The following is a 20,205-nucleotide window of genomic DNA, read 5'->3' as shown; positions in this document are numbered from 1 at the left end:
GTGAACGGTTTCTCCACGCGCGCCCTGCACGACGGCCAGGAGCCCGACCCGACCACCGGGTCGGTCGTGGTGCCGATCTTCGCGACGTCGACCTTCGCCCAGGACGGCGTGGGCGGGCTGCGCGGGGGCTACGAGTACGCGCGCACCGGCAACCCCACCCGCACGGCGCTCGAGACGACGCTGGCCTCGCTCGAGGGCGCGCGCCACGCCCGCGCGTTCGCCTCGGGCATGGCCGCCGAGGACGCGCTGCTGCGCGGCGTGCTGCGTCCCGGCGACCACGTGCTGATCCCGATGGACGCCTACGGCGGCACCTACCGGTTGATCTCGACGGTCTACTGCGACTGGGGCGTCGAGTACACCGCGGTCGACACGGCCGACGTCGACGCCGTGCGTGCCGCGATCCGGCCGAACACCAAGGTCCTGTGGTGCGAGACGCCGACCAACCCGCTGCTCGGCATCGCGGACATCGCCGCGCTGGGCGCCCTCGCGCGCGAGCACGAGCTGATGCTGGTCGTCGACAACACCTTCGCGACGCCCTACCTGCAGACACCCACCGCGCTCGGCGCGCACGCGGTCGTGCACTCGACGACGAAGTATCTCGGCGGGCACTCCGACGTCATCGGCGGTGCGGTGATCACCGACGACGACGCGCTGGACACGACGCTGGGCAAGATGCAGAACGGCATGGGCGCGGTGCCCTCGCCGTTCGACTGCTTCCTCACCCAGCGCGGGCTCAAGACGCTGGCGGTGCGCATGGAGCGGCACAGCGACAACGCCGAGCGCGTGGCCGACGCCCTCGCCGCGCACCCGGCGGTCACGGCCGTGCTCTACCCCGGGCGCGCCGACCACCCGGGCCACGAGGTCGCGGCGAAGCAGATGCGCCGCTTCGGCGGCATGATCTCGGCGCGCGTCGCGGGCGGCGAGGAGGCCGCGCGCGCCGTCTGCGCGGCCACCCGCGTGTTCACGCTGGCCGAGTCGCTCGGCGGCGTGGAGTCGCTCATCGAGCACCCGGGCGCCATGACCCACGCCTCGGCGGCCGGGTCGCTGCTCGAGGTGCCCAACGACCTGGTGCGCCTGTCGGTCGGGCTCGAGGACGCCGACGACCTCGTCGACGACGTCCGCCGGGCCCTCGACTCGCTGGGCTGAGCCGGTCACCGCAGCCGTGCCCCGTACACCCGCTCGACGGTCATGACCATGAGCACCCGCCGGTCGGCCACCATCGTCGCGCGGTAGTCCTCCCAGTCCGGGTGCTCGCCGGCCGCGGCGCGGTAGTACGCGACGAGCGTCTCGACCTCGGCCCCGTGCGGGTCGTCGCTCGGCCCGGTGAGCGTTACCGTGCCCTCGGCGGTGGCCCACGACCAGCCGTCGGACGAGGTGACCTCGAGCGCCGCGCGCGGGTCGCGCCGCAGGTTGGCGGTCTTCGCGCGCCCCTCGGTCATCGACACCGAGATCGTGCCGGCGTCGCGGTCGTAGAACGGCGTGACGGGGGAGAGCTGCGGGATCCCGCTGGACTTGATGGTGGCGAGGACGCCGAGGCGGCTCTCGGCGAGCAGCGCGTGGGGGTCGAACGTCGGGGAGGTCATGTCCCCGATCCTGCCCCTGCGCGGACGAGAGGGGCTCAGCCCCGCTCGGCGGCCGCGTCGTGCGCCTCGGGGTGGCCGGGCACCGGGTGCACGTCGCCCGGGCCCAGGCAGCCGCCGACGAGCTCGATGCCGCTGGCGGTGCTCACGTAGCGGGCGGGCTCGTCGCACCCGGCGGAGCCGACCGTGCCCAGCGCGGCGACCGCGAGCAGGACGGCGAGCAGCAGCGGCAGCGCCTGGGCGAGGCGCGGCGCGCGCGGCTCCGGGTCCACCGTCAGCATCGCTCGTCCCCCCTCGCCTCACGCTCTCCCCACGAGGCTACCGACGCTCGCGGCGGCGAATCCCGACGTGCACGATCGGGCGACCGGCGTCGCCGGTGGCGCGACGACCGGTCGGGTCCAGGTGGTTCCGACCGCGCCGCCGCCCGCCCGTCCGCTCGTCGGCGCGCGCAGGGCAGGATCGGGCGGGTGCAGCCCGTGGGACGCGACGACGTCGAGGCCGCCCGGGCGGCGCTGGCCGGGGTGGTCCGCGAGACGCCCGTGACGCCGTCGCGGGTGCTCGAGGCGCTCGTCGGCGGGCCCGTGCTGCTCAAGTGCGAGAACCTGCAGCGCGCCGGTAGCTTCAAGATTCGCGGGGCCTACCGGCGCATCCAGCGGCTCACCGCCGACGAGCGCGCCGCCGGGGTGGTCGCGGCCAGCGCCGGCAACCACGCGCAGGGCGTGGCGCTCGCGGCGCAGCTGCTGGGCACCCGGGCGACGGTGTTCATGCCGGCCGGGGCGCCGTTGCCGAAGGTGGAGGCGACGCGCGAGTACGGCGCGCAGGTGGAGCTCGTCGACACCCTCGACGAGACGTTCACCGCGGCCGCCGGGTTCGCCGGGCGCACCGGCGCCGTGCTCATCCACCCCTTCGACCACCCGGACATCGTGGCCGGGCAGGGCACGGTGGGGCTGGAGATCCTCGAGCAGGTCCCGGACGTCGCCACGATCGTCGTCTGCACCGGGGGCGGCGGGCTGCTGGCGGGCATCGCCGCCGCCTGCGTCCCGGCGGGCGTGCGGGTGGTGGGGGCGCAGGCCGCGGGGCTCGCCGCGTGGCCGCCCTCCCTGGCCGCGGGCGTCCCGACGAGCGTCACCGGCGCGACCATCGCCGACGGCATCGCCGTCTCGCGGCCGGGTGACGTGACGTTCGCGCTGGTCCGGGACCTGGTGGACGAGATCGTCACCGTCGACGAGGAGGCCCTGGCCCGCGGCGTCCTGCGCTGCCTCGAGCGCGAGAAGCTGCTCGTCGAGCCCGCCGGCGCGGCGGCCGCCGCCGCGGTGGCCGAGTACCCGGGGCGCTGGCCCGCGCCCGTGGTGGTCGTGGTGTCCGGCGGCAACGTCGACCCCGTGCTGCTGGTCGACCTGGTGCGCCGCGGCCTCGTGGCCGCCGGGCGCTACGCCGCGCTGCGCGTGCGGCTGCCCGATCGCCCGGGCTACCTCGCGGACGTGCTGCGGCTGGTGGGCCGGGCGGGCGGCAACGTCGTCGACGTCGAGCACCGGCGGCTCACCGCGTCCGGGATGGCGCCCGGCACGGTGGACGTGGCCCTCACGCTCGAGGCGCGGGGCCACGACCACCGGGCGGCGATCCTCGCGGAGCTGGCGGCGGCGGGCTGGGACGTGACGGCCGAGCCCTGACGCCGGTCAGGGGGAGTACGGCTCCGCGGAGACCAGGGTGACCTGCATCGACCCGCCGTCGGGCAGCGCGTAGCTCACGGTGTCGCCGGCCTCGGCGCCGAGCAGCGCGGAGCCGAGCGGGGAGTTGGGGGAGTAGACCTCGAGGTCGCCGTGGGCGCCCTCCTCGCGCGAGCCGAGCAGGAAGGTCTCGGCGTCGTCGTCGCCCTCGAATCGGACGGTGAGCACCGTGCCCGGCACGGCCTTGCCGCTCTCGGTGGGCGTCTCGCCGACCTTCGCGGTGTGCAGCAGCTCCTGGAGGTGGCGGATGCGGGCCTCCATGACGCCCTGCTCCTCGCGGGCGGCGTGGTAGCCGCCGTTCTCCTTGAGGTCGCCCTCCTCGCGCGCGGCGTTGATCTTCTGCGCGATCACGGGACGCTGCGCGACGAGGTCGTCGAGCTCGGCCTTCAGACGGTCGTGCGCGTCCTGGGTCAGCCAGGTCACCTGCGTCTGCGTCTCGGTCACGGCGATCAACTCCTCGGAGGTCCGGGCCCGCGCTGCACGGGTCGGCGGCCTGCTCCCTGCACGGGCCCTGTGACACCGCCCCGGGGCGGGACGGTGCCGGCGGCCCGGGGGCCACAGACGGAAAAACACGGCCCGCGGCATGCGGGCCGTGTCGGAGAACGGTAACACGAGCGGCGGCCCGCGGAACCCGTTCGAGCGCGCGGCACTGCGCCCCGGCGGCCCGCACAGGGCCTTGCCCACCTGCGCTTTCCCCGTCGGGACGCCCCGCGACGGAGATCTCGGTGGCCTCCCGGCGGGGTCCTGTGAGCCCCCGGTGAAGGCCGCCGCGGACGCCCGGGGACGGCCCCGGCGGGCGCTGTCGGGGGTGGCCGGGATGATGGGACGGGACCGGGGCGTTGTACCCGGCGGTACTCCCCGCGGTCCCCGCACCACAGCCGAGAACGACGCACGAGGACGGCTCCGGACAGACGATGAGCTCACTCCAGCACGACCAGCCGCTGCGCCTCCTGACGGTGCACGCCCACCCCGACGACGAGTCCAGCAAGGGCGCCGCCACGTGCGCGCGCTACGTCAGCGAGGGCGTCGAGGTCATGATCGTGACCTGCACCGGGGGCGAGGCGGGCAGCATCCTCAACCCGGCGATGGACACCCCCGAGGTCAACGCCGACATGACCGGCACGCGCCGCGCCGAGATGGCCCGCGCGGCCGCGATCCTGGGCGTGCAGCACCGCTGGCTCGGCTTCGTCGACTCGGGCCTGCCCGAGGGCGACCCGAAGCCCCCGCTGCCCCCGGGCTGCTTCGCCCTCGAGCCGCTCGAGGTGCCCACCGAGGCACTGGTGCGCATCGTGCGCGAGTTCCGCCCGCACGTCGTCGTCACCTACGACGAGAACGGCGGCTACCCGCACCCCGACCACATCCGCTGCCACGAGATCTCGGTGGCCGCGTTCGAGGCGGCCGGCGACCCGGACCGCTTCCCCGAGGCCGGCGAGCCCTGGCAGCCGCTGAAGCTGTACTACTCCCACGGGTTCTCCAAGGGCCGCGTCGTCGCCTTCCACGAGGCGATGCTCGAGGCCGGGCTCGAGTCGCCGTACGCGGAGTGGATCGAGAAGTGGGACGACTCCCGCCCCGACAACGGCCCCCGCATCACGACGCGGGTGCCCTGCGGCGAGTGGTTCCCGGTCCGCGACGACGCCCTGCGGGCGCACGCCACGCAGATCGACCCGACGTCGCGGTGGTTCGCGGTGCCGCTCGAGCTCCAGAAGCGCGTGTGGCCCACCGAGGACTACGAGCTCGCCCGCTCGATCGTGGACACCGACGAGAGCAACGAGAGCCTCGGTGACGACCTGTTCGCCGGGGTGCGCGAGCGGGTCGGCGCATGACCCCGCTGGCCGTGTGGTGGACGCTGCTCCCGCTGTCGGCGCCGCCCCCCGGTGCGCCCCCCGGGTCGGAGCGCGGCGAGGAGTTCGGCAAGACCTCGCCCATCGCACTCGTCGTGATCCTGCTGCTCGGCCTGGCCACGGCGCTGCTCATCCGCTCGATGTCCAAGCGCCTGCGCAACGTGCCGGAGTCGTTCGACCCGCCGCCCGAGGCACCCGACGACGACGGCGACGGCCCGTCCGAGGGCCCCGACCGGCCCTCGACGACGCCGTCGGGCCGTACCCCGGTGGACCGTCCGGACGGACCGGGGGGCACCGGCTCGCCCTGACCGGGCACGGCTGCGACGATTCGGTCATGGCCAACCGGCTCGCCGGCTCCACCAGCCCCTACCTGCGCCAACACGCCGACAACCCCATCGACTGGCAGCCCTGGTCGCCGGCGGCGTTCGCCGAGGCGCGACACCGCGAGGTGCCGGTGCTGCTGTCGGTGGGGTACGCGGCGTGCCACTGGTGCCACGTCATGGCGCACGAGTCGTTCGCCGACCCCGAGGTCGCCGCGTACGTCAACGAGCACTTCGTGTCGATCAAGGTCGACCGCGAGGAGCGCCCGGACGTCGACGCGGTCTACATGGAGGCCACGCAGGCGATGACCGGCCACGGCGGCTGGCCCATGACCTGCTTCCTCACCGCCGACGGCGACCCGTTCCACTGCGGCACGTACTACCCGGCGCGCCCCCACGGCGGGATGCCGTCGTTCACCCAGCTGCTCGGGGCCGTGGTGCGGGCGTGGACGTCGGAGGGCGAGCGGGTGCGCGACGCCGCGCGCGGGATCACACAGCGGCTCTCGGCGGTCACGCGGTCGCTGCCCGCCGCCGAGGTCGACGACGACACGCTCGCCGGCGCCGTCGTGGCCCTGACCGGCGACTTCGACGAGGAGCACGGCGGGTTCGGGGACGCGCCCAAGTTCCCGCCGTCGGCGGTGCTGGAGTTCCTGCTGCGCCACCACGAGCGCACCGGCGACCCCGACGCGCTCGCGATGACCGAGATCACCGCCGAGGCGATGGCCCGCGGCGGGCTGTTCGACCAGCTCGCGGGCGGGTTCGCGCGGTACTCCACCGACGCGACGTGGACCGTGCCGCACTTCGAGAAGATGCTCTACGACAACGCGCAGCTGCTGCGCGTCTACGCCCACCTCGCGCGGCTCACCGGCTCCGGGGCCGCGGCACGCGTCACCGACATGACCGCGGCGTTCCTCCTGCGCGACCTGCGCACGGGCGACGGCGGCTTCGCCTCCGCGCTCGACGCCGACGCCGACGGCGAGGAGGGCACGACGTACGTCTGGAGCCCGGCCGAGCTCGTCGAGGTCCTGGGCGCCGACGACGGGGCCTGGGCCGCGGAGCTGCTCGGGGTGACGGCGGAGGGCACCTTCGAGCACGGCCGCTCGACGCTGCGCCTGCCCGCCGACCCCGACGACCCGGGCCGCTGGCAGGCCGTGCGCAAGTCCCTGCTCGCCGCGCGGGGACGCCGCCCGCAGCCCGAGCGCGACGACAAGGTCGTGGCCGCGTGGAACGCGATGACGGTCACGGCGCTGGTCGAGGCGTCGGCCGCGCTGGGGCGCAGCGAGTGGCTCGCGGCCGCCCGGCGTGCCGCGGCGCTGCTGCTGCGCGTGCACGTCGTCGACGGGCGGCTGCGGCGCACGTCCCGCGACGGCGAGGTCGGCGACGCGCCTGCCGTGCTTGAGGACCACGGCGCCCTCGCCGAGGCGCTGCTCGCCCTGCACCAGGCCACGGGGGAGGCGCGCTGGCTGGACGAGGCCCGCGTCCTGCTCGAGACCACGCTCGCGCACTTCGCGGAGACCGACGACGACGGCGCCCCGACCGGCCGCTTCTGGGACACCGCCGACGACGCCGAGAGCCTCGTGACCCGCCCGCGCGAGGTCACCGACGGCGCCACGCCCTGCGGGTCCTCGCTGCTCGCCGGCGCCCTGCTCACCGCGTCGGTGCTCGTCGAGCCCGAGGCCTCGGCGCGCTACCGCGAGCTCGCCGACGCGGCGGTCGCGTCGGTCGGCGGCCTGCTCGCCCGGCACGCCCGCTTCGCCGGCTCGTGGCTCGGGGTCGCCGACACCGCGGCCGCCGGCCCGCTGCAGGTGGCCGTGGTGTCCGCCGACGACACGGAGGGCCGGGCGGGGCGCGAGCGCCTCGCCGAGACCGCCCGCCGCCACGCCCCCGGCGGCGCAGTGGTCGTCGCCGGCGAGCCCGACGCCGACGGGGTGCCGCTGCTCGCCGACCGCCCGCTGGTCGACGGCGCCCCGGCCGCGTACGTCTGCCGGGGCTTCGTCTGCGACCGCCCCCGCACGGACACCGACGACCTCGCGGCGGCCCTCGCCCGCTGACCCTTCGCCACCGGCGAACACCATCACACCTGCACTCGTGTAATGCTGTAAGCACAGCAACGCATGAAGGAGGCGGCCATGATGGTGGGACGCGGTGGACACCGGGGACGACCGGGCCGGGGCGGTCCGGGACGGCGTGGCGGCGGGCGGGTGCCCACGGACCTGCCGGGCATCTCGGACCTCGAGGGGTGGCTCGCCGGGCGCCTGCCCGACGGCTGGTTCACGGGCACGCCGACGGTGACGGTCGACCGCGAGGAGATCCTCGTGGTGGGCGAGCTGCCGGCGCCGACCCTGGACGAGGGCGCCGACGAGGCCGCCCGCGCGGCGGCCGCGCACGGGCGCATCGAGCGGTTCCGGGAGGACACCCGCGACGAGCGCATCGAGGTCGCGCGCCAGGCTGAGCACCGCTACGGGCGCAAGGTGGCCTGGGGCGCGCGCGTCGGGGACGTCGAGGAGCTGTTCACGACGCTGTCGGTGCCGGTGATGACGCGCCTGCGCCAGCCCGAGCGCCTCGTGCTCGACACGCTGGTCGACGCCGGCGTCGCCCGGTCGCGCTCGGACGCGCTGGCCTGGGCGGTCGCGCTGGTCGGCGAGCACGCCAGCACGTGGCTCGACGACCTGCGCGGCGCGATGAGCGCGGTGGACGACCTGCGCACGCGGGGCCCGGTGCTCGACGAGGACGAGGGGACGTCCGACCAGGACACCCCCGACCAGGCAGGCGGCGACGGGGTGCCGCCGCAGGGCTGACCGCCCGGCGCTACCCGGCGTAGAGCACCAGCCAGATCGCGACGTGGTGGCACGCCGCGGCGATGACCGTCGCGGCGTGGAAGAACTCGTGGAAGCCGAACGTGGCCGGCCACCCCACGGGCCGCCGCAGCGCGTAGAAGACGGCGCCGAGGCTGTAGAAGGCGCCGCCGACGAGGAGCAGGACGAGGGCGGCGACGCCCCCGCGGTGGAGCAGGTCGGGCACGACGAAGATCGCGACCCAGCCGAGGGCCAGGTAGAACGGCACCCCGACCCACCGCGGGGCGTGCGGCCACGCCACCTTGAGCACGACGCCGCCGAGCGCGCCGGCCCACACGATCGCCAGCACGATCAGGCCGGTGCGCTCGGGCAGGGCGAGCACCGCGAACGGCGTGTACGTGCCGGCGATGAACACGAAGATCATCGCGTGGTCGAGGCGTTTCATCACCGTGCGGGCGCGGGCGGTGACCCAGGTCCGGCGGTGGTACAGGGCGCTGATGCCGAACACGCCGCAGACGGTCAGCGAGTACACGGCGACCGCGAACGCGGCCTCCGCGGAGACCGTGGCGCCGGCCAGCGACACCAGCACGATCCCGGCCGCCACGGCGACCACGAACGACCACAGGTGCAGCCAGCCCCGCAGCCGCGGCTTGACCGCGGCCGGTTCGGCGAGGGGGTCGATGAGCGTCACGGCCACCAGCGTAGGGCCGGATCGGGAACGCCGTGGCCGATCCGTGACCTCGTTCGCGAGGCCGTCGCGGGCGGGCCACGGGACGTCACGGGGGTCCGCCGCGGCGACGGCACCGGCTAGCGTGGTGCGCCGTGAGCCTCCGGGACGATCTGCGGCGGGTCGCCTACTCGCTCTACGAGCGGCGCCTGCGCCGTCGTGGTGCGACCAGCGCGCCACCGCGGCACATCGGGGTGATCCTCGACGGCAACCGGCGGTGGGCCCGCGAGGCCGGCCTGGCCGACCCCAGCGACGGGCACCGCGTGGGCGCGGCGAAGATCGTCGACCTCCTGGACTGGAGCCAGGAGGCGGGCGTCGAGATCGTCACGCTGTTCCTGCTCTCCACCGACAACCTCGACCGGCCCACCGCGGAGCTCGACCAGCTCCTCGAGATCATCGCCGGCGCGGTGGAGGAGCTCGCGGCGCCGGACCGCCGCTGGCGGCTGCGGGTGGTGGGCAACCCGGACGCGCTGCCGCGCCCGATCGCCGAGCGCGTCGAGGCGGCGGCGGTGGGGACGTCGGGCCGCGACGGCATGCAGGTCAACGTCGCGATCGGCTACGGCGGGCGTCAGGAGATCGCCGACGCCGTACGGAAACTGCTGCTGCGGCACGCCGAGGCGGGCACGTCGATCGAGGAGCTCGCCGAGGTCCTCGACGTCGACCACATCGCCGAGCACCTCTACACCTCGGGCCAGCCCGATCCGGATCTGGTGATCCGCACCTCGGGCGAGCAGCGTCTCTCGGGGTTCCTCATGTGGCAGTCGGTGTACTCGGAGTTCTACTTCACCGAGGCGCTCTGGCCGCAATTCCGGCGCATCGATTTCCTGCGCGCGCTGCGCGATTATTCACGGCGCAACCGACGCTGGGGCGGCTGAGGGTCCGCACACGCGAAACGGCCCCGGGAGCAGCGCTCCCGGGGCCGTCGTCCACCCGGTGGTCACCGCCGGCCGTGCCATCCCCCGATGGGCACGGTCGCGCGGCGACCCGGGTCGTGGTTCAGCTGTTGGAACCGAGGACGGCGATGTCCGACACGTCGGCGTTCGCCAGCAGGTTGCTCGCGTTGATCAGGCTGTTGCCCTGGGAGACCGCGGTGTCGCCGTCGCCGCCGCCACGGTGGCCGCCGCCGTGGCCGTGGCCGCCGTCGCGCCCGTGACCCCGGCCGCCCCCGCCGCAGTCGTCGTCGTCGCCGCTGTTCGAGCCGAGGATCGCGATGTCCTCGACGTCGGCGTTGGCCAGCAGGTTGCTGGCGTTGACGAGGCTGTCGCCCTGCGAGAGGGCGAAGTCGCCGCAGTCGCCGCCGCCACGGTGGCCGTGGCCGCGGTCGCGGTCGTGCTCGCCGTGGTGGCCGTGGTCGTTGTCGTGCCCGCCGCCGTGGGAGGCCTCGCCGGCCGAGGCCAGGGGAGCGAGGGAGAGCATGCCCGCCGCCGCGCCCAGGACGACGATTCCCGCCTTCTTCAGCATCCAGTGCTCCAGTTTCGTTCGTGGGTTCGACGGGAATTCGGGGTCCCCGTTCGAAGTGCTTCCAGCCTCACGGACGGTGCGGCTGACGGGACAAAAGCTAGCCGCCCCGAGCAGGGCATTTCCAGCCGCGAACCCCCATCGAGTGATTGACAATTCCGAGCGCGACTTGAGTGGGATATCCGGGTGATCCGCCGATCACGTCGGCGCGGGTTCTCCCGCGCTTCCGAGACCTTCAGTGCCGCTGCGTCGCGACCCCCGACCCCCGCCTGTCGTATCAAGGGCGGGTCCGCCGCGGACGAGGCCCCGACGGGCCACGCGGCGTAACCTCGGCCGGTGGTCGCGGCGACGTCGGGGATCGGCGCGGGGACGGACGGCGTCGCCCGGTCCTACGTGCGCCTCGCGCTGCGGCTGGACCGCCTCGTCCCCGGGGTGCTCGACGCGCACCTCGGCGACCCGGACGAGGCCGCCGCGGTGGCGGCCGAGCCCGCGCCCGACCCCGACGACCTGGTGCGCGAGGCCGACCGCCTGCGCCGGGCGCTGGACCGCGGGCGCGAGCCCCACCGGACGGCGTTCCTCGACGCCCAGCTGCAGGCCTGCCGCGTCCTCGCCGAGAAGGCCGGCGGGCGCGAGATCGGGTTCGTCGACGAGGTCGAGCGCTGCTATGGCGTGCGCATCGCGCGCGGCGACCCCGACCGCTACCGCGCCGCCCACCGGGACCTCGCCACCCTGCTCGGCGGGGCCGGGCCCCTGCCCGAGCGCCTCGCCGCGTTCCGCGACCGCGACCGGCTCCCGCGCGCGCACCTGCCCACCGCGCTGACGGCCGCCACCGAGGCACTGCGCGGGCGCACCGCGTCCGCGCTGGGGCTGCCGGCCGGCGAGGAGGTGACGCTCGAGGTCGTCGACGACGCCCCGTGGAGCGGCTTCAGCCGCTGGACCGGCCCGCGGCGCTCCGCCGTCGCGGTCAACGGCGCCATCGGGCACCGCGTGACGCACCTGCCGCTGCTGGTGGCGCACGAGGCCTACCCGGGCCACCACACCGAGCACTGCCGGGTCGCGGCCGACCCCGCCCGCCGGCCGGAGCGCGAGGTGTTCCTCGCCCGCACCCCGCAGAGCCTCGTCGCCGAGGGGGCGGCGGAGCTGGGGCTCGAGGTCGTCGTCGGCACGGGCTGGGGACGGTGGAACGCCGAGGTGCTGGCCGCCGCGGGCGTGCCGGTCGACCGGGAGCGCGCCGAGCTGGGGGAGGCGGTCGAGACGGTGATGGCCCGCCTCGCGCCCGTGCGCCAGGACGCCGCGCTGATGCTGCACGCCGAGCACCGGCCGGCCGACGAGGTCGTCGCGCACCTGCGCCGCTGGCTGCTGGTGGACGAGGCGCGGGCCCGCCGGATGCTCGAGTTCCTGGCCCACCCGCGCTGGCGCACGCACACCACCACCTACGTCGAGGGCGCGCGGCTGCTGCGGCCCTGGCTGACCGGCGCCCCCCGCGAGGTGGTCACGGGCCGTCTCGCCCGGGTGCTCGACGACCCCCCGACCCCCGGGGCGCTGGCGGCCGGACCGCCCCCGGATCCGCCGCCGGCCCCGTCCCGTCCTCGCGCCGGGTGGGCGCCCTGGCTGCGCCGAACGGTCGGAGGACGGCGGGCAACGACCGGAGATCGGTGAGCCACGTCACCAACTCGTCGCGCTCGGCGCGTGACGACGACCGGCTACCGGCGGTAGCGTCCGCGCCGACGGACCCGCACCGGATGCGGGGCGTCCGGGGAGGCCGGTAGTGGCAGATCGGAGCGGGACGGGAACGTCCACCGCTCGCGGACCAGGCGCCTCCTCGGCGTCCGTGTCCGCGGCCGGCGCGACGCGACCGCCCCGGCCCGGTCCCGGGGGAGGGCCGGCACCCGGTCCTGTCCCGCGATGGCGCAGGACGGCCCCCGGGCCGCGCCACCGCGCCGTCGAGCCGCCCGACTAGCCGACCCGTTCCGGCGAGGAACCAGTGGTCGCGGGTGCCGTGGCCGCTCGAGGGAGTAGTCGTGAGCGCAGCACCAGCCGAGCGTCCCGCTTCCGTGAGCCCCACCAGCACCCCCGATGGGCGCCGCTGTTACGTCATCGACACGTCGGTCCTGCTCAGCGACCCGTGGGCCCCGACCCGCTTCGCCGAGCACGAGGTCGTCCTCCCGCTCGTGGTCGTCTCCGAGCTCGAGGCCAAGCGCCACCACTCCGAGCTGGGGTGGTTCGCCCGGGAGGCCCTGCGCCTGCTCGACGACCTCCGCATCCGGCACGGCCGTCTGGACCAGCCCCTGCCGATGACCCCCGAGGGCGGCACGCTGCGCGTCGAGCTCAACCACACCGACCCCTCGGTGCTGCCCGCCGGCTTCCGCACGGCGGAGAACGACAGCCGCATCCTCGCCTGTGCGCTCAACCTGGCGGCGGAGTACTCACCCACCCGCCCGAACGTCGTCACCCTCGTCACCAAGGACATGCCGCTGCGCGTGAAGGCGGCCTCGGTGGGACTGCCCGCCGACGAGTACCACGGCCAGGACGTCACGACGACGGGCTGGACGGGCACCGCGGAGGTCGCGGCCACGCCCGACGAGGTCTCCTCGCTGTTCGCCGACGGCGTCGCCGACGTCGAGTCCGCGCGCGAGCTGCCGTGCCACACGGGGCTGCGCCTGCTCGGGGGCGGTTCCTCGGCGCTCGGGCGCGTCACGCCGGACAAGCAGGTCCGCGTCGTGCGCGGCGACCGCGACGTGTTCGGGCTGCACGGGCGCTCCGCCGAGCAGCGCATCGCGATCGACCTGCTCACCGACCCCGACATCGGCATCGTCTCCCTCGGCGGGCGCGCCGGCACCGGCAAGTCCGCGCTCGCCCTCTGCGCCGGGCTCGAGGCGGTGCTCGAGCGCCAGCAGCACCGCAAGGTCGTCGTCTTCCGGCCCGTCTACGCGGTCGGGGGCCAGGACCTCGGCTACCTGCCCGGTGGCGGGGACGAGAAGATGGCCCCCTGGGCGCAGGCGGTGTTCGACACGCTCGGCGCGCTGGTCTCGTCGAACGTGGTCGAGGAGGTCATCGAGCGCGGGATGCTCGAGGTCCTGCCGCTGACCCACATCCGCGGCCGTTCGCTGCACGACTCCTTCGTCATCGTCGACGAGGCCCAGTCGCTGGAGCGCAACGTGCTGCTCACGGTGCTCTCCCGCCTGGGCACCAACTCGCGGGTCGTGCTCACCCACGACGTCGCGCAGCGCGACAACCTGCGGGTGGGCCGGCACGACGGCATCGCCGCCGTGATCGAGAAGCTCAAGGGCCACCCGCTGTTCGCCCACGTGACGCTGACCCGCTCCGAGCGCTCGCCGATCGCCGCGCTCGTCACGGAGATGCTGGAGGGCGAGCGGTAGGTGCCTTCGGCACGTGAGCACTTCTCGGTGCTCCGGCACCGAGAAGTGCTCACGTGCGCTCCGCGCACCTCACCAGCCGGCGGGCAGGGGTCGTCCCTCGGCGAAGCCGGACGCCGACTGCACGCCGAGCACCGCGCGCTCGTGGAACTCCTCGAGCGACGCCGCGCCGGTGTAGGTGCAGGCGGAGCGCACGCCGGCGCAGATGCTGTCGAGCAGGTCCTCGACGCCCGGGCGCTGGGGGTCCAGGCGCATGCGCGAGGAGGAGATGCCCTCCTCGAACAGGCCCTTGCGGGCGCGGTCGAACGCCGAGTCCCCGCGCGTGCGGGCGGTGACGGCGCGCTTGGACGCCATCCCGAACGACTCCTTGTACGGCGCGCCGTGCTCGTCGCGCTGCAGGTCGCCCGGCGACTCGTAGGTGCCGGCGAACCACGAGCCCACCATCACCGCGGACGCGCCGGCGGCCAGGGCGAGGGCGATGTCGCGCGGGTGGCGCACGCCGCCGTCGGCCCACACGTGCGCGCCCGCCTCCCGCGCCGCGGCGGCGCACTCGGCCACCGCGGAGAACTGGGGACGCCCGACACCGGTCGCCATCCGCGTCGTGCACATGGCGCCGGGGCCGACGCCGACCTTCACCACGTCGGCGCCCGCCGCGGCGAGGTCGCGGGTGCCCTGCGCGGTGACGACGTTGCCGGCCACGATCACCGCGTCCGGGGCGGCCTCGCGGGCGGCGCCCAGCGCGGTGAACATCTTCTCCTGGTGCCCGTGGGCGGTGTCCACGACGAGCACGTCGACGCCCGCGGCGCCCAGCTCCTTGACGCGGGTCGCGACGTCGCCGTTGACCCCGAGCGCGGCGGCCACCCGCAGGCGCCCGTCGGCGTCGACCGCGGGGCGGTACACCTCGGCGCGCAGCGCGCCCGTACGCGTGAGGATGCCGGTGAGGCGCCCGGTGTCGTCCACCCCGAGCGCCGGCGTCCCGGTGTACGCCGGGTCCTGCAGCGCGTCGAAGACCTCGCGCGGCGGCGTCGTCACCGGCAGCACGACGGCCGGGTGCAGGACGTCGGCGAGGCGGGTGAAGCGGTCGACGCCCGCGCAGTCGGCCTCGGCGACGACGCCCACGGGGCGGCCCGCGTCGTCGACCACCACCACCGCGCGGTGCGCCCGCTTCGACACGAGGTTGAGCGCGTCGGCCACGGCGTCGCCGGGGTGCAGCACCACCGGGGTGTCCCACACCGTGTGCCGCGACTTCACGCCCGCCACGATGTCGGCGACCGCGGACGGGTCGACGTCCTGCGGGATCACCGCGAGGCCGCCGCGACGCGCCAGGGTCTCGGCCATGCGCCGGCCGCTGACCGCCGTCATGTTGGCCGCGACCACCGGGATCGTCGCGCCCGAGGGGTCGGCGACGGAGAGGTCGACGTCGAAGCGCGACGCCACGTCCGACCGCGTCGGGACGAGGAAGACGTCGTCGTAGGTCAGGTCGTGGGGCGGGCGTTCGCCGTCGAGGAACTGCACGTGTCACGAGGTTACGCGTCGGGGGGTGCTGCCAGGGTGGTGTCGTGACCGTCCTCGGCAACCGCGCGCTGGGCCGGGCGGCGCTGGCCCGGCAGTTCCTGCTGCAGCGGGCCGACGTGCCGGTGCTCGACGCCGTCGCCCACCTCGGCGGGCTGCAGGCCCAGGAGCCGCAGGAGCCGTTCACCGGGCTGTGGTCGCGGCTCGCCGGGTTCGACCCCGCCGTGCTGTCCACCCTGCTCACCGAGCGCCGCGTGGTGCGCACGCACCTCATGCGCCGCACGGTCCACCTCGTCACCGCGCAGGACGCGCTGGCCTGGCGGTCGCGGCACGACGCGATGCTGCTCCAGCGCCTGCTCGGCGTGTACCGCGCCGAGCTCGCCGCGGTGGACCTCGCGGCGCTGGCCGACGCCGGGCGCGCGCTCCTGGCCGAGGAGCCGAGCACGCTGCCCGCGGCCGGGCGCGAGCTCGCCGCGCGGTGGCCCGACGTGCCGCCCCGCGTGCTCGGCGAGGCGGTGAGCTGCCTCGTCCCGCTCGTCCAGGTCCCGCCGCGCGGGCTGTGGGGACGGACGGGCCCGGCCAGCAGCGTCGCGCTCGCGACGTGGCTCGGCCGGCCCGTCGACCCGCCCGCCCCCGACGGTGACGACCCCGTCGGCGAGGCCCTCGTGCTGCGCTACCTCGCCGCCCACGGCCCGGCGGCCACGGCCGACCTGCGCGCCTGGTGCGGGCTCGCGGGCCTGCCGCCCGCGGTCGCCCGCGTGCGCGAGCAGCTGGTGGCGTTCCGCGACGCGCGGGGCCGCGAGCTGCTCGACCTCCCCGACGCCCCGCGTCCGGACGAGGACACCCCCGCACCCGTGCGCTTCCTGCCCGCGTTCGACAACCTGGTGCTCGGTTACGACGACCGCTCGCGCTTCATCGACGACGCGCACCGCGGGCTGTCGGTGGCCGGGGCGCGGTTCGTGCTCGTCGACGGGCGGGTCGCGGGCACGTGGACCGTGGCCGACGGGGTCGTCGCGGTCACCCCGCTGCGCCGCTTCTCCCGCCCCGACCGGGCCGAGGTGGGGGAGGAGGGCCGGGCGCTCGCGGGCTTCCTGTCCGGGGGCGCGGGCCACCGCGTGACGGTCGCCGCGTCACCCCGCTGATCAGCCCCGGACAGAGTGGACGGCGTGTCCGCGAACGGGGAGTCTGCGCGCGTGGAAGCAGCGAACCGCCCGTTCGCTGCGGCTACATCCTCAGCGCGCGCACCGTGTCGATCGTGTCGGCCTCGGCGGCGGTCTTGTCGTCGCGGTAGCGCACCACGCGGGCGAAGCGCAGGGCCACGCCGCCGGGGTAGCGGGTCGAGGTCTGGACGCCGTCGAGCTCGATCTCCACGACGATCTCGGGCCGCAGGTACACGGCCCACGAGTCCCGGTGGGTCTCGTGCTGCGGGAACGTCGCGGTCTGCCAGCGCAGGGTCTCGTCGGTCATGCCCTTGAACGTCTTGCCGATCATCACGAAGCCGTCGTCGCTCCGAGCGCCGAGGTGGATGTTCGACAGCCACCCGCGCCGCCGGCCCGATCCCCACTCGCAGGCCAGGACGACGAGGTCGAGGGTGTGCGACGGCTTGACCTTCTGCCACGCACGACCCCGCCGGCCCGCCGAGTAGGTCGAGTCGAGGGCCTTGACCATCGACCCCTCGTGCCCGGCGGCGAGCGAGGCCTCGACGGCGTCGGCCGCCTCCTGCGCGCTCGGGCGCACGACACCGGGCATGACGTGGTCGGGCGCGATCGCCGCGAGCTCGGTGCGGCGGCGCTCGAGGGGCTCGTCGACGAGGTCGACGCCGTCGCGGTGCAGGCAGTCGAAGAACCACGGCTGCAGGCCGGTGGTGCCGAACGCCTTCATCGTCTCCTGGAACGGCCGCGGCCGGCCGTCGTCCTGCAGCGCGAGGATCTCCCCGTCGAGCACCACCGACTCCACCGGCAGCGACCGCAACAGCCCGACGGTGTCGGGCACGCCGTCGGTGATGTCGCGCAGGGTCCGCGTGAACACCCGCACCTCGTCGCCGCGGCGGTGGCACTGGATGCGGGCGCCGTCGAACTTCTGCTCGACGACGACCTCGCTCCCCAGCTCCTCGAGCGCGGCGTCGAGCGAGTCGCCCGGCGACGCGAGCATCGGGCGCACGGGGCGCAGGACCTCGAGGCCGATGGTCGTGAGGTCGCCGCCCGTCAGCGCGACGTGCGCGGTCTCGGGCAGCCGACCGGAGAGCATGAACGCCCGCCGCACGGCGTCGGCCGGCACCTCCACACGACTGCCCGTCGCTTCGCTCGCCAGGGTGGCAGCGGCCGCCACCGCCTCGATCATGATCCCCTCGAGCGCGCCCTGGCGGAGCTCGCCGCCGAGCAGTCGCACGAGGAAGCGGCCCTCGTCCTCGGTGGCGGCGTCCAGCAGCGCGCCGAGCTCGGCCGCGCGCCGGGCCCCGACCCCGCTGCCCGACCCGGCCATGGCCGCGAGCCGGTCGAGCGCGGCGTCGACGTCGCCGATGGCCAGCGACGACTCCGCCGCCGGCGTCGGCGTCACCGCCTGCAGGGTGCGCCAGCCGATCCCGGTGCGGCCCTGGAGCATCTCGCCCGCGAGCCACGCCGTCGCCGGCCGGATCTCGGTGGGCTCGAGGCGCGCGAGCAGCGTCGAGAGCGTCGCGGTCTTGGCCTTGCGCGAGCGGGTCGCCGCCACCTCGCCCGAGGCGGCGACGACGTCGCCCAAGAGGGTCACGTCTGGTCGACCCGCGTCATCGCCAGCACGTCGAGCGCGTCGTCGAGCTGCTCCTGGGTGAGCTTGCCGTCGGACACGTAGCCCTCGTCGTCGATGACCTCGCGAATCGTCTTGCGCTCCTTCATCGCCGTCTTGGCGATCTTCGCGGCCTCCTCGTACCCGAGCAGGCGGTTGAGCGGCGTGACGATCGCCGAGGACGACTCGGCGTACCGGCGGCACTGGTCCTCGTTGGGCTCGGTGCCCTCGAGCACGCGGTCGGCGAGCAGCCGGGCGGCGGCGGACAGGAGCCGGCAGGACTCGAGGACGTTGTAGCCCATCACCGGCATCATGACGTTGAGCTCGAGGTTGCCCTGGCTGCCGGAGAAGGCGACGGTCGCGTCGTTGCCCAGGACCTGGGCGCAGACCATCATCGTCGCCTCGCAGATCACCGGGTTGACCTTGCCCGGCATGATCGACGAGCCGGGCTGCAGGTCCGGGATGTGGATCTCGGCGAGGCCGGTGGACGGGCCGGACGAGAGCCAGCGGATGTCGTTGGCGATCTTGTAGAGGCTGACGGCGACGGTGCGCAACGCCCCGGAGGCCTCGACGAGGCCGTCGCGGGCGCCCTGGGCCTCGATGTGGTCGCGGGCCTCGGTGAGCTCGGGGATCTCGGTGGCCTGGCGCAGCCGCTCGACGACCTTGCCGCCGAAGCCCTCGGGCGTGTTGATGCCGGTGCCGACGGCGGTGCCGCCGATCGGCAGCTCGGCGAGCCGCGGCAGGACCGCGCGCAGCCGCTCGGTGCCGTGGCTGCACTGGCTGGCCCAGCCGCCGGCCTCCTGGCCGAGGGTGATCGGCACGGCGTCCATGAGGTGGGTGCGGCCGGCCTTGACGACGTGGCGCCAGTCCTGGGCCTTGCGGTTGAGCACGGCCCCGAGGTGGTCGAGCGCCGGGACGGTGTCGCGCACGATCGCCTCGGCGGCGGCGAGGTGGATCGTCGTCGGGAAGACGTCGTTCGAGCTCTGCGAGGCGTTGACGTGGTCGTTCGGGTGCACCTTGTGCCCCGAGGCCTTGCTCGCCAGCGTCGCGATGACCTCGTTGGCGTTCATGTTCGAGCTGGTGCCCGAGCCCGTCTGGAAGACGTCGATCGGGAACTGGTCGTCGTGCGCGCCCGAGGCCACCTCGTCGGCGGCCGCCGCGACGGCGTCGGCGACGTCGCCGTCGAGCACACCGAGGTCCTTGTTCACGCGGGCGCACGCGCCCTTGACCAGCCCGAGCGCCCGGATCTGGGCGGGCTCGATGGGTCGCCCGGAGATCGGGAAGTTCTCCACGGCGCGCTGGGTCTGCGCCGCCCACAGCGCGGCGGCCGGCACCCGGACCTCGCCCATGGTGTCGTGCTCGGTCCGGTACTCCTGTTCCTCGCTCATGCCCCGCAGTCTTTCACCGGGATCAGGAGACCACCTGCACGGTGTCGCCCGGCGACAGGTTCGAGAAGAAGCGCTGCGAGGCGGAGCGGCCGAGGTGGATGCAGCCGTGCGAGCGCTGCGACAGGCTGCCCTGGTGGAACGCGACCGCGGGCGCGAAGAACACCGAGTTCGGCATGTCGGCGTCGAAGAGGTTGCTGACGTGGTCGCGGTCCTTGTAGTCGACCGAGAACGTGCCGGTCGGCGTCGGGTCCTTGCGGGTGCCGCCGAGGGCGCCCACCGGGCCGTAGGTGACGTTGCCGGCGCCGTCGAGCAGCCAGGCCTGGCGCGACGAGAGGTCCACGCACGCGTCGGCGGTGGACGAACAGGGCGTGCCGGCGGCGAGCGCGGGCACGGCGGGGGCGGCCGGCGCGACGACCGGGGCCGGGGCGACCGCAGGGGCCGGCGCGACCGCGGGAGCCGGGGCGACGACGGCGGCGGGCTCGACCGCGGGGGCCGCGACCGGGGCCGGGGCGGCCACCGGGGCGGGCGCGGCAGCCGGCCCGAGCAGGGCCGATCCCGCCGCGAGCACCCCCATCACGGCGACCAGGGCGACGAGCATCGCCAGCATCGTCTTCTCGGACGGGGGAACGACGGGCGACGACACGATGACCTCCGTGGCCGGGGTTGGACCAGTTGGTCATGATGGTTACCCCCGAGGGACGGGGATCATCCCACCGC

19 protein-coding genes are annotated in these 20,205 nt (G+C 75.2%); 10 read left to right on the top strand and 9 right to left on the bottom strand.

Annotated elements, in window-relative coordinates; genetic code table 11:
• On the top strand, positions 1-1,146 hold the full coding sequence (locus tag ACQPX6_RS24600) for a cystathionine gamma-synthase (RefSeq protein ID WP_433783177.1): 1,146 nt from the start codon (positions 1-3) through the stop codon (positions 1,144-1,146).
• Between the two features lie 5 nt (positions 1,147-1,151).
• Here ACQPX6_RS24600 and ACQPX6_RS24595 read toward each other — a convergent pair whose 3' ends face one another.
• Positions 1,152-1,583 carry a PPOX class F420-dependent oxidoreductase gene (locus tag ACQPX6_RS24595; protein WP_433783176.1) on the bottom strand — a complete coding sequence of 144 codons (432 nt, stop codon included), beginning with the start codon at positions 1,581-1,583 and terminating at the stop codon, positions 1,152-1,154.
• Between the two features lie 35 nt (positions 1,584-1,618).
• Positions 1,619-1,861 (bottom strand): hypothetical protein, encoded by a 243-nt coding sequence (locus tag ACQPX6_RS24590; RefSeq protein ID WP_433783174.1) that lies wholly within the window; start codon positions 1,859-1,861, stop codon positions 1,619-1,621.
• Positions 1,862-2,047: 186 nt separating this feature from the next.
• Between ACQPX6_RS24590 and ilvA the strand changes: the two genes are divergently transcribed.
• On the top strand, positions 2,048-3,250 hold the full coding sequence (gene ilvA, locus ACQPX6_RS24585; RefSeq protein ID WP_433783172.1) for a threonine ammonia-lyase: 1,203 nt from the start codon (positions 2,048-2,050) through the stop codon (positions 3,248-3,250).
• Between the two features lie 6 nt (positions 3,251-3,256).
• On the opposite strand, the gene greA is transcribed toward ilvA, so the two are convergent.
• Complete coding sequence (greA, locus tag ACQPX6_RS24580) at positions 3,257-3,751, bottom strand: transcription elongation factor GreA (RefSeq protein WP_433783170.1); 495 nt, start codon at positions 3,749-3,751, stop codon at positions 3,257-3,259.
• 470 nt (positions 3,752-4,221) lie between these two features.
• Between greA and mca the strand changes: the two genes are divergently transcribed.
• The 4 genes from mca (at position 4,222) to ACQPX6_RS24560 (ending at position 8,266) form a co-directional block, all read left to right on the top strand.
• Positions 4,222-5,130 (top strand): mycothiol conjugate amidase Mca, encoded by a 909-nt coding sequence (mca, locus tag ACQPX6_RS24575; protein WP_433783169.1) that lies wholly within the window; start codon positions 4,222-4,224, stop codon positions 5,128-5,130.
• Positions 5,127-5,456 (top strand): hypothetical protein, encoded by a 330-nt coding sequence (locus ACQPX6_RS24570; protein ID WP_433783168.1) that lies wholly within the window; start codon positions 5,127-5,129, stop codon positions 5,454-5,456. Before mca ends, ACQPX6_RS24570 begins: the two co-directional genes overlap by 4 nt.
• Before the next feature lie 26 nt (positions 5,457-5,482).
• The gene (locus tag ACQPX6_RS24565; RefSeq protein ID WP_433783166.1) at positions 5,483-7,519 is read left to right on the top strand and encodes a thioredoxin domain-containing protein; all 2,037 of its coding nucleotides are present in this window, start codon (positions 5,483-5,485) and stop codon (positions 7,517-7,519) included.
• A gap of 81 nt (positions 7,520-7,600) precedes the next feature.
• On the top strand, positions 7,601-8,266 hold the full coding sequence (locus ACQPX6_RS24560; protein WP_433788352.1) for a hypothetical protein: 666 nt from the start codon (positions 7,601-7,603) through the stop codon (positions 8,264-8,266).
• A gap of 10 nt (positions 8,267-8,276) precedes the next feature.
• Here the strand turns inward: ACQPX6_RS24560 and trhA are convergent, their stop codons facing one another.
• Positions 8,277-8,963: a PAQR family membrane homeostasis protein TrhA gene (gene trhA, locus ACQPX6_RS24555; protein WP_433788351.1), complete on the bottom strand. Its 687-nt coding sequence runs from the start codon at positions 8,961-8,963 to the stop codon at positions 8,277-8,279.
• Positions 8,964-9,085: 122 nt separating this feature from the next.
• Here trhA and ACQPX6_RS24550 point away from each other — a divergent pair, with 122 nt between their 5' ends.
• Entirely contained in the window at positions 9,086-9,865 is a 780-nt protein-coding gene (locus tag ACQPX6_RS24550) for an isoprenyl transferase (RefSeq protein ID WP_433783165.1), read from the top strand.
• A 121-nt stretch (positions 9,866-9,986) separates the two neighbouring features.
• Here ACQPX6_RS24550 and ACQPX6_RS24545 read toward each other — a convergent pair whose 3' ends face one another.
• The gene (locus ACQPX6_RS24545) at positions 9,987-10,451 is read right to left on the bottom strand and encodes a hypothetical protein (protein WP_433783164.1); all 465 of its coding nucleotides are present in this window, start codon (positions 10,449-10,451) and stop codon (positions 9,987-9,989) included.
• Positions 10,452-10,784: 333 nt separating this feature from the next.
• Between ACQPX6_RS24545 and ACQPX6_RS24540 the strand changes: the two genes are divergently transcribed.
• Both ACQPX6_RS24540 and ACQPX6_RS24535 read left to right on the top strand, forming a co-directional pair.
• Complete coding sequence (locus ACQPX6_RS24540) at positions 10,785-12,107, top strand: DUF885 domain-containing protein (RefSeq protein ID WP_433783162.1); 1,323 nt, start codon at positions 10,785-10,787, stop codon at positions 12,105-12,107.
• A 362-nt stretch (positions 12,108-12,469) separates the two neighbouring features.
• Positions 12,470-13,828 (top strand): PhoH family protein, encoded by a 1,359-nt coding sequence (locus ACQPX6_RS24535; protein WP_433783161.1) that lies wholly within the window; start codon positions 12,470-12,472, stop codon positions 13,826-13,828.
• 69 nt (positions 13,829-13,897) lie between these two features.
• Here ACQPX6_RS24535 and ACQPX6_RS24530 read toward each other — a convergent pair whose 3' ends face one another.
• Positions 13,898-15,340: a GuaB1 family IMP dehydrogenase-related protein gene (locus ACQPX6_RS24530; RefSeq protein ID WP_433783160.1), complete on the bottom strand. Its 1,443-nt coding sequence runs from the start codon at positions 15,338-15,340 to the stop codon at positions 13,898-13,900.
• Positions 15,341-15,384: 44 nt separating this feature from the next.
• On the opposite strand from ACQPX6_RS24530, the gene ACQPX6_RS24525 reads away from it, so the two are divergent.
• Entirely contained in the window at positions 15,385-16,479 is a 1,095-nt protein-coding gene (locus ACQPX6_RS24525; protein ID WP_433783158.1) for a winged helix DNA-binding domain-containing protein, read from the top strand.
• 82 nt (positions 16,480-16,561) lie between these two features.
• Here ACQPX6_RS24525 and ACQPX6_RS24520 read toward each other — a convergent pair whose 3' ends face one another.
• The 3 genes from ACQPX6_RS24520 to ACQPX6_RS24510 are packed head-to-tail and all read right to left on the bottom strand — an operon-like array spanning position 16,562 to position 20,131.
• Entirely contained in the window at positions 16,562-18,085 is a 1,524-nt protein-coding gene (locus ACQPX6_RS24520; protein WP_433783156.1) for an ATP-dependent DNA ligase, read from the bottom strand.
• Entirely contained in the window at positions 18,082-19,488 is a 1,407-nt protein-coding gene (locus ACQPX6_RS24515) for a class II fumarate hydratase (protein ID WP_433783154.1), read from the bottom strand. The genes ACQPX6_RS24520 and ACQPX6_RS24515 overlap by 4 nt, the downstream gene beginning before the upstream one ends.
• A 22-nt stretch (positions 19,489-19,510) precedes the next feature.
• Positions 19,511-20,131 (bottom strand): L,D-transpeptidase, encoded by a 621-nt coding sequence (locus ACQPX6_RS24510; RefSeq protein WP_433783152.1) that lies wholly within the window; start codon positions 20,129-20,131, stop codon positions 19,511-19,513.
• Positions 20,132-20,205 lie beyond the last annotated feature (74 nt).

The sequence above is a fragment of the Actinomycetospora sp. CA-101289 genome (assembly GCF_050955895.1).
GTDB lineage: Bacteria > Actinomycetota > Actinomycetes > Mycobacteriales > Pseudonocardiaceae > Actinomycetospora.
The sequence above is the reverse complement of the archived record's forward strand: the minus strand, read 5'-3'. Positions and strand labels throughout refer to the sequence as shown.

What these genes read in the sequence shown, in the direction of transcription:
- ACQPX6_RS24590 (WP_433783174.1), bottom strand. Translation starts at nt 1,861, where the DNA reads ATGCTGACGGTGGACCCGGAGCCGCGCGCGCCGCGCCTCGCCCAGGCG.
- ACQPX6_RS24560 (WP_433788352.1), top strand. Translation starts at nt 7,601, where the DNA reads ATGGTGGGACGCGGTGGACACCGGGGACGACCGGGCCGGGGCGGTCCG.
- mca (WP_433783169.1), top strand. Translation starts at nt 4,222, where the DNA reads ATGAGCTCACTCCAGCACGACCAGCCGCTGCGCCTCCTGACGGTGCAC.
- ACQPX6_RS24515 (WP_433783154.1), bottom strand. Translation starts at nt 19,488, where the DNA reads ATGAGCGAGGAACAGGAGTACCGGACCGAGCACGACACCATGGGCGAG.
- ACQPX6_RS24595 (WP_433783176.1), bottom strand. Translation starts at nt 1,583, where the DNA reads ATGACCTCCCCGACGTTCGACCCCCACGCGCTGCTCGCCGAGAGCCGC.
- ACQPX6_RS24570 (WP_433783168.1), top strand. Translation starts at nt 5,127, where the DNA reads ATGACCCCGCTGGCCGTGTGGTGGACGCTGCTCCCGCTGTCGGCGCCG.
- ACQPX6_RS24565 (WP_433783166.1), top strand. Translation starts at nt 5,483, where the DNA reads ATGGCCAACCGGCTCGCCGGCTCCACCAGCCCCTACCTGCGCCAACAC.
- ACQPX6_RS24545 (WP_433783164.1), bottom strand. Translation starts at nt 10,451, where the DNA reads ATGCTGAAGAAGGCGGGAATCGTCGTCCTGGGCGCGGCGGCGGGCATG.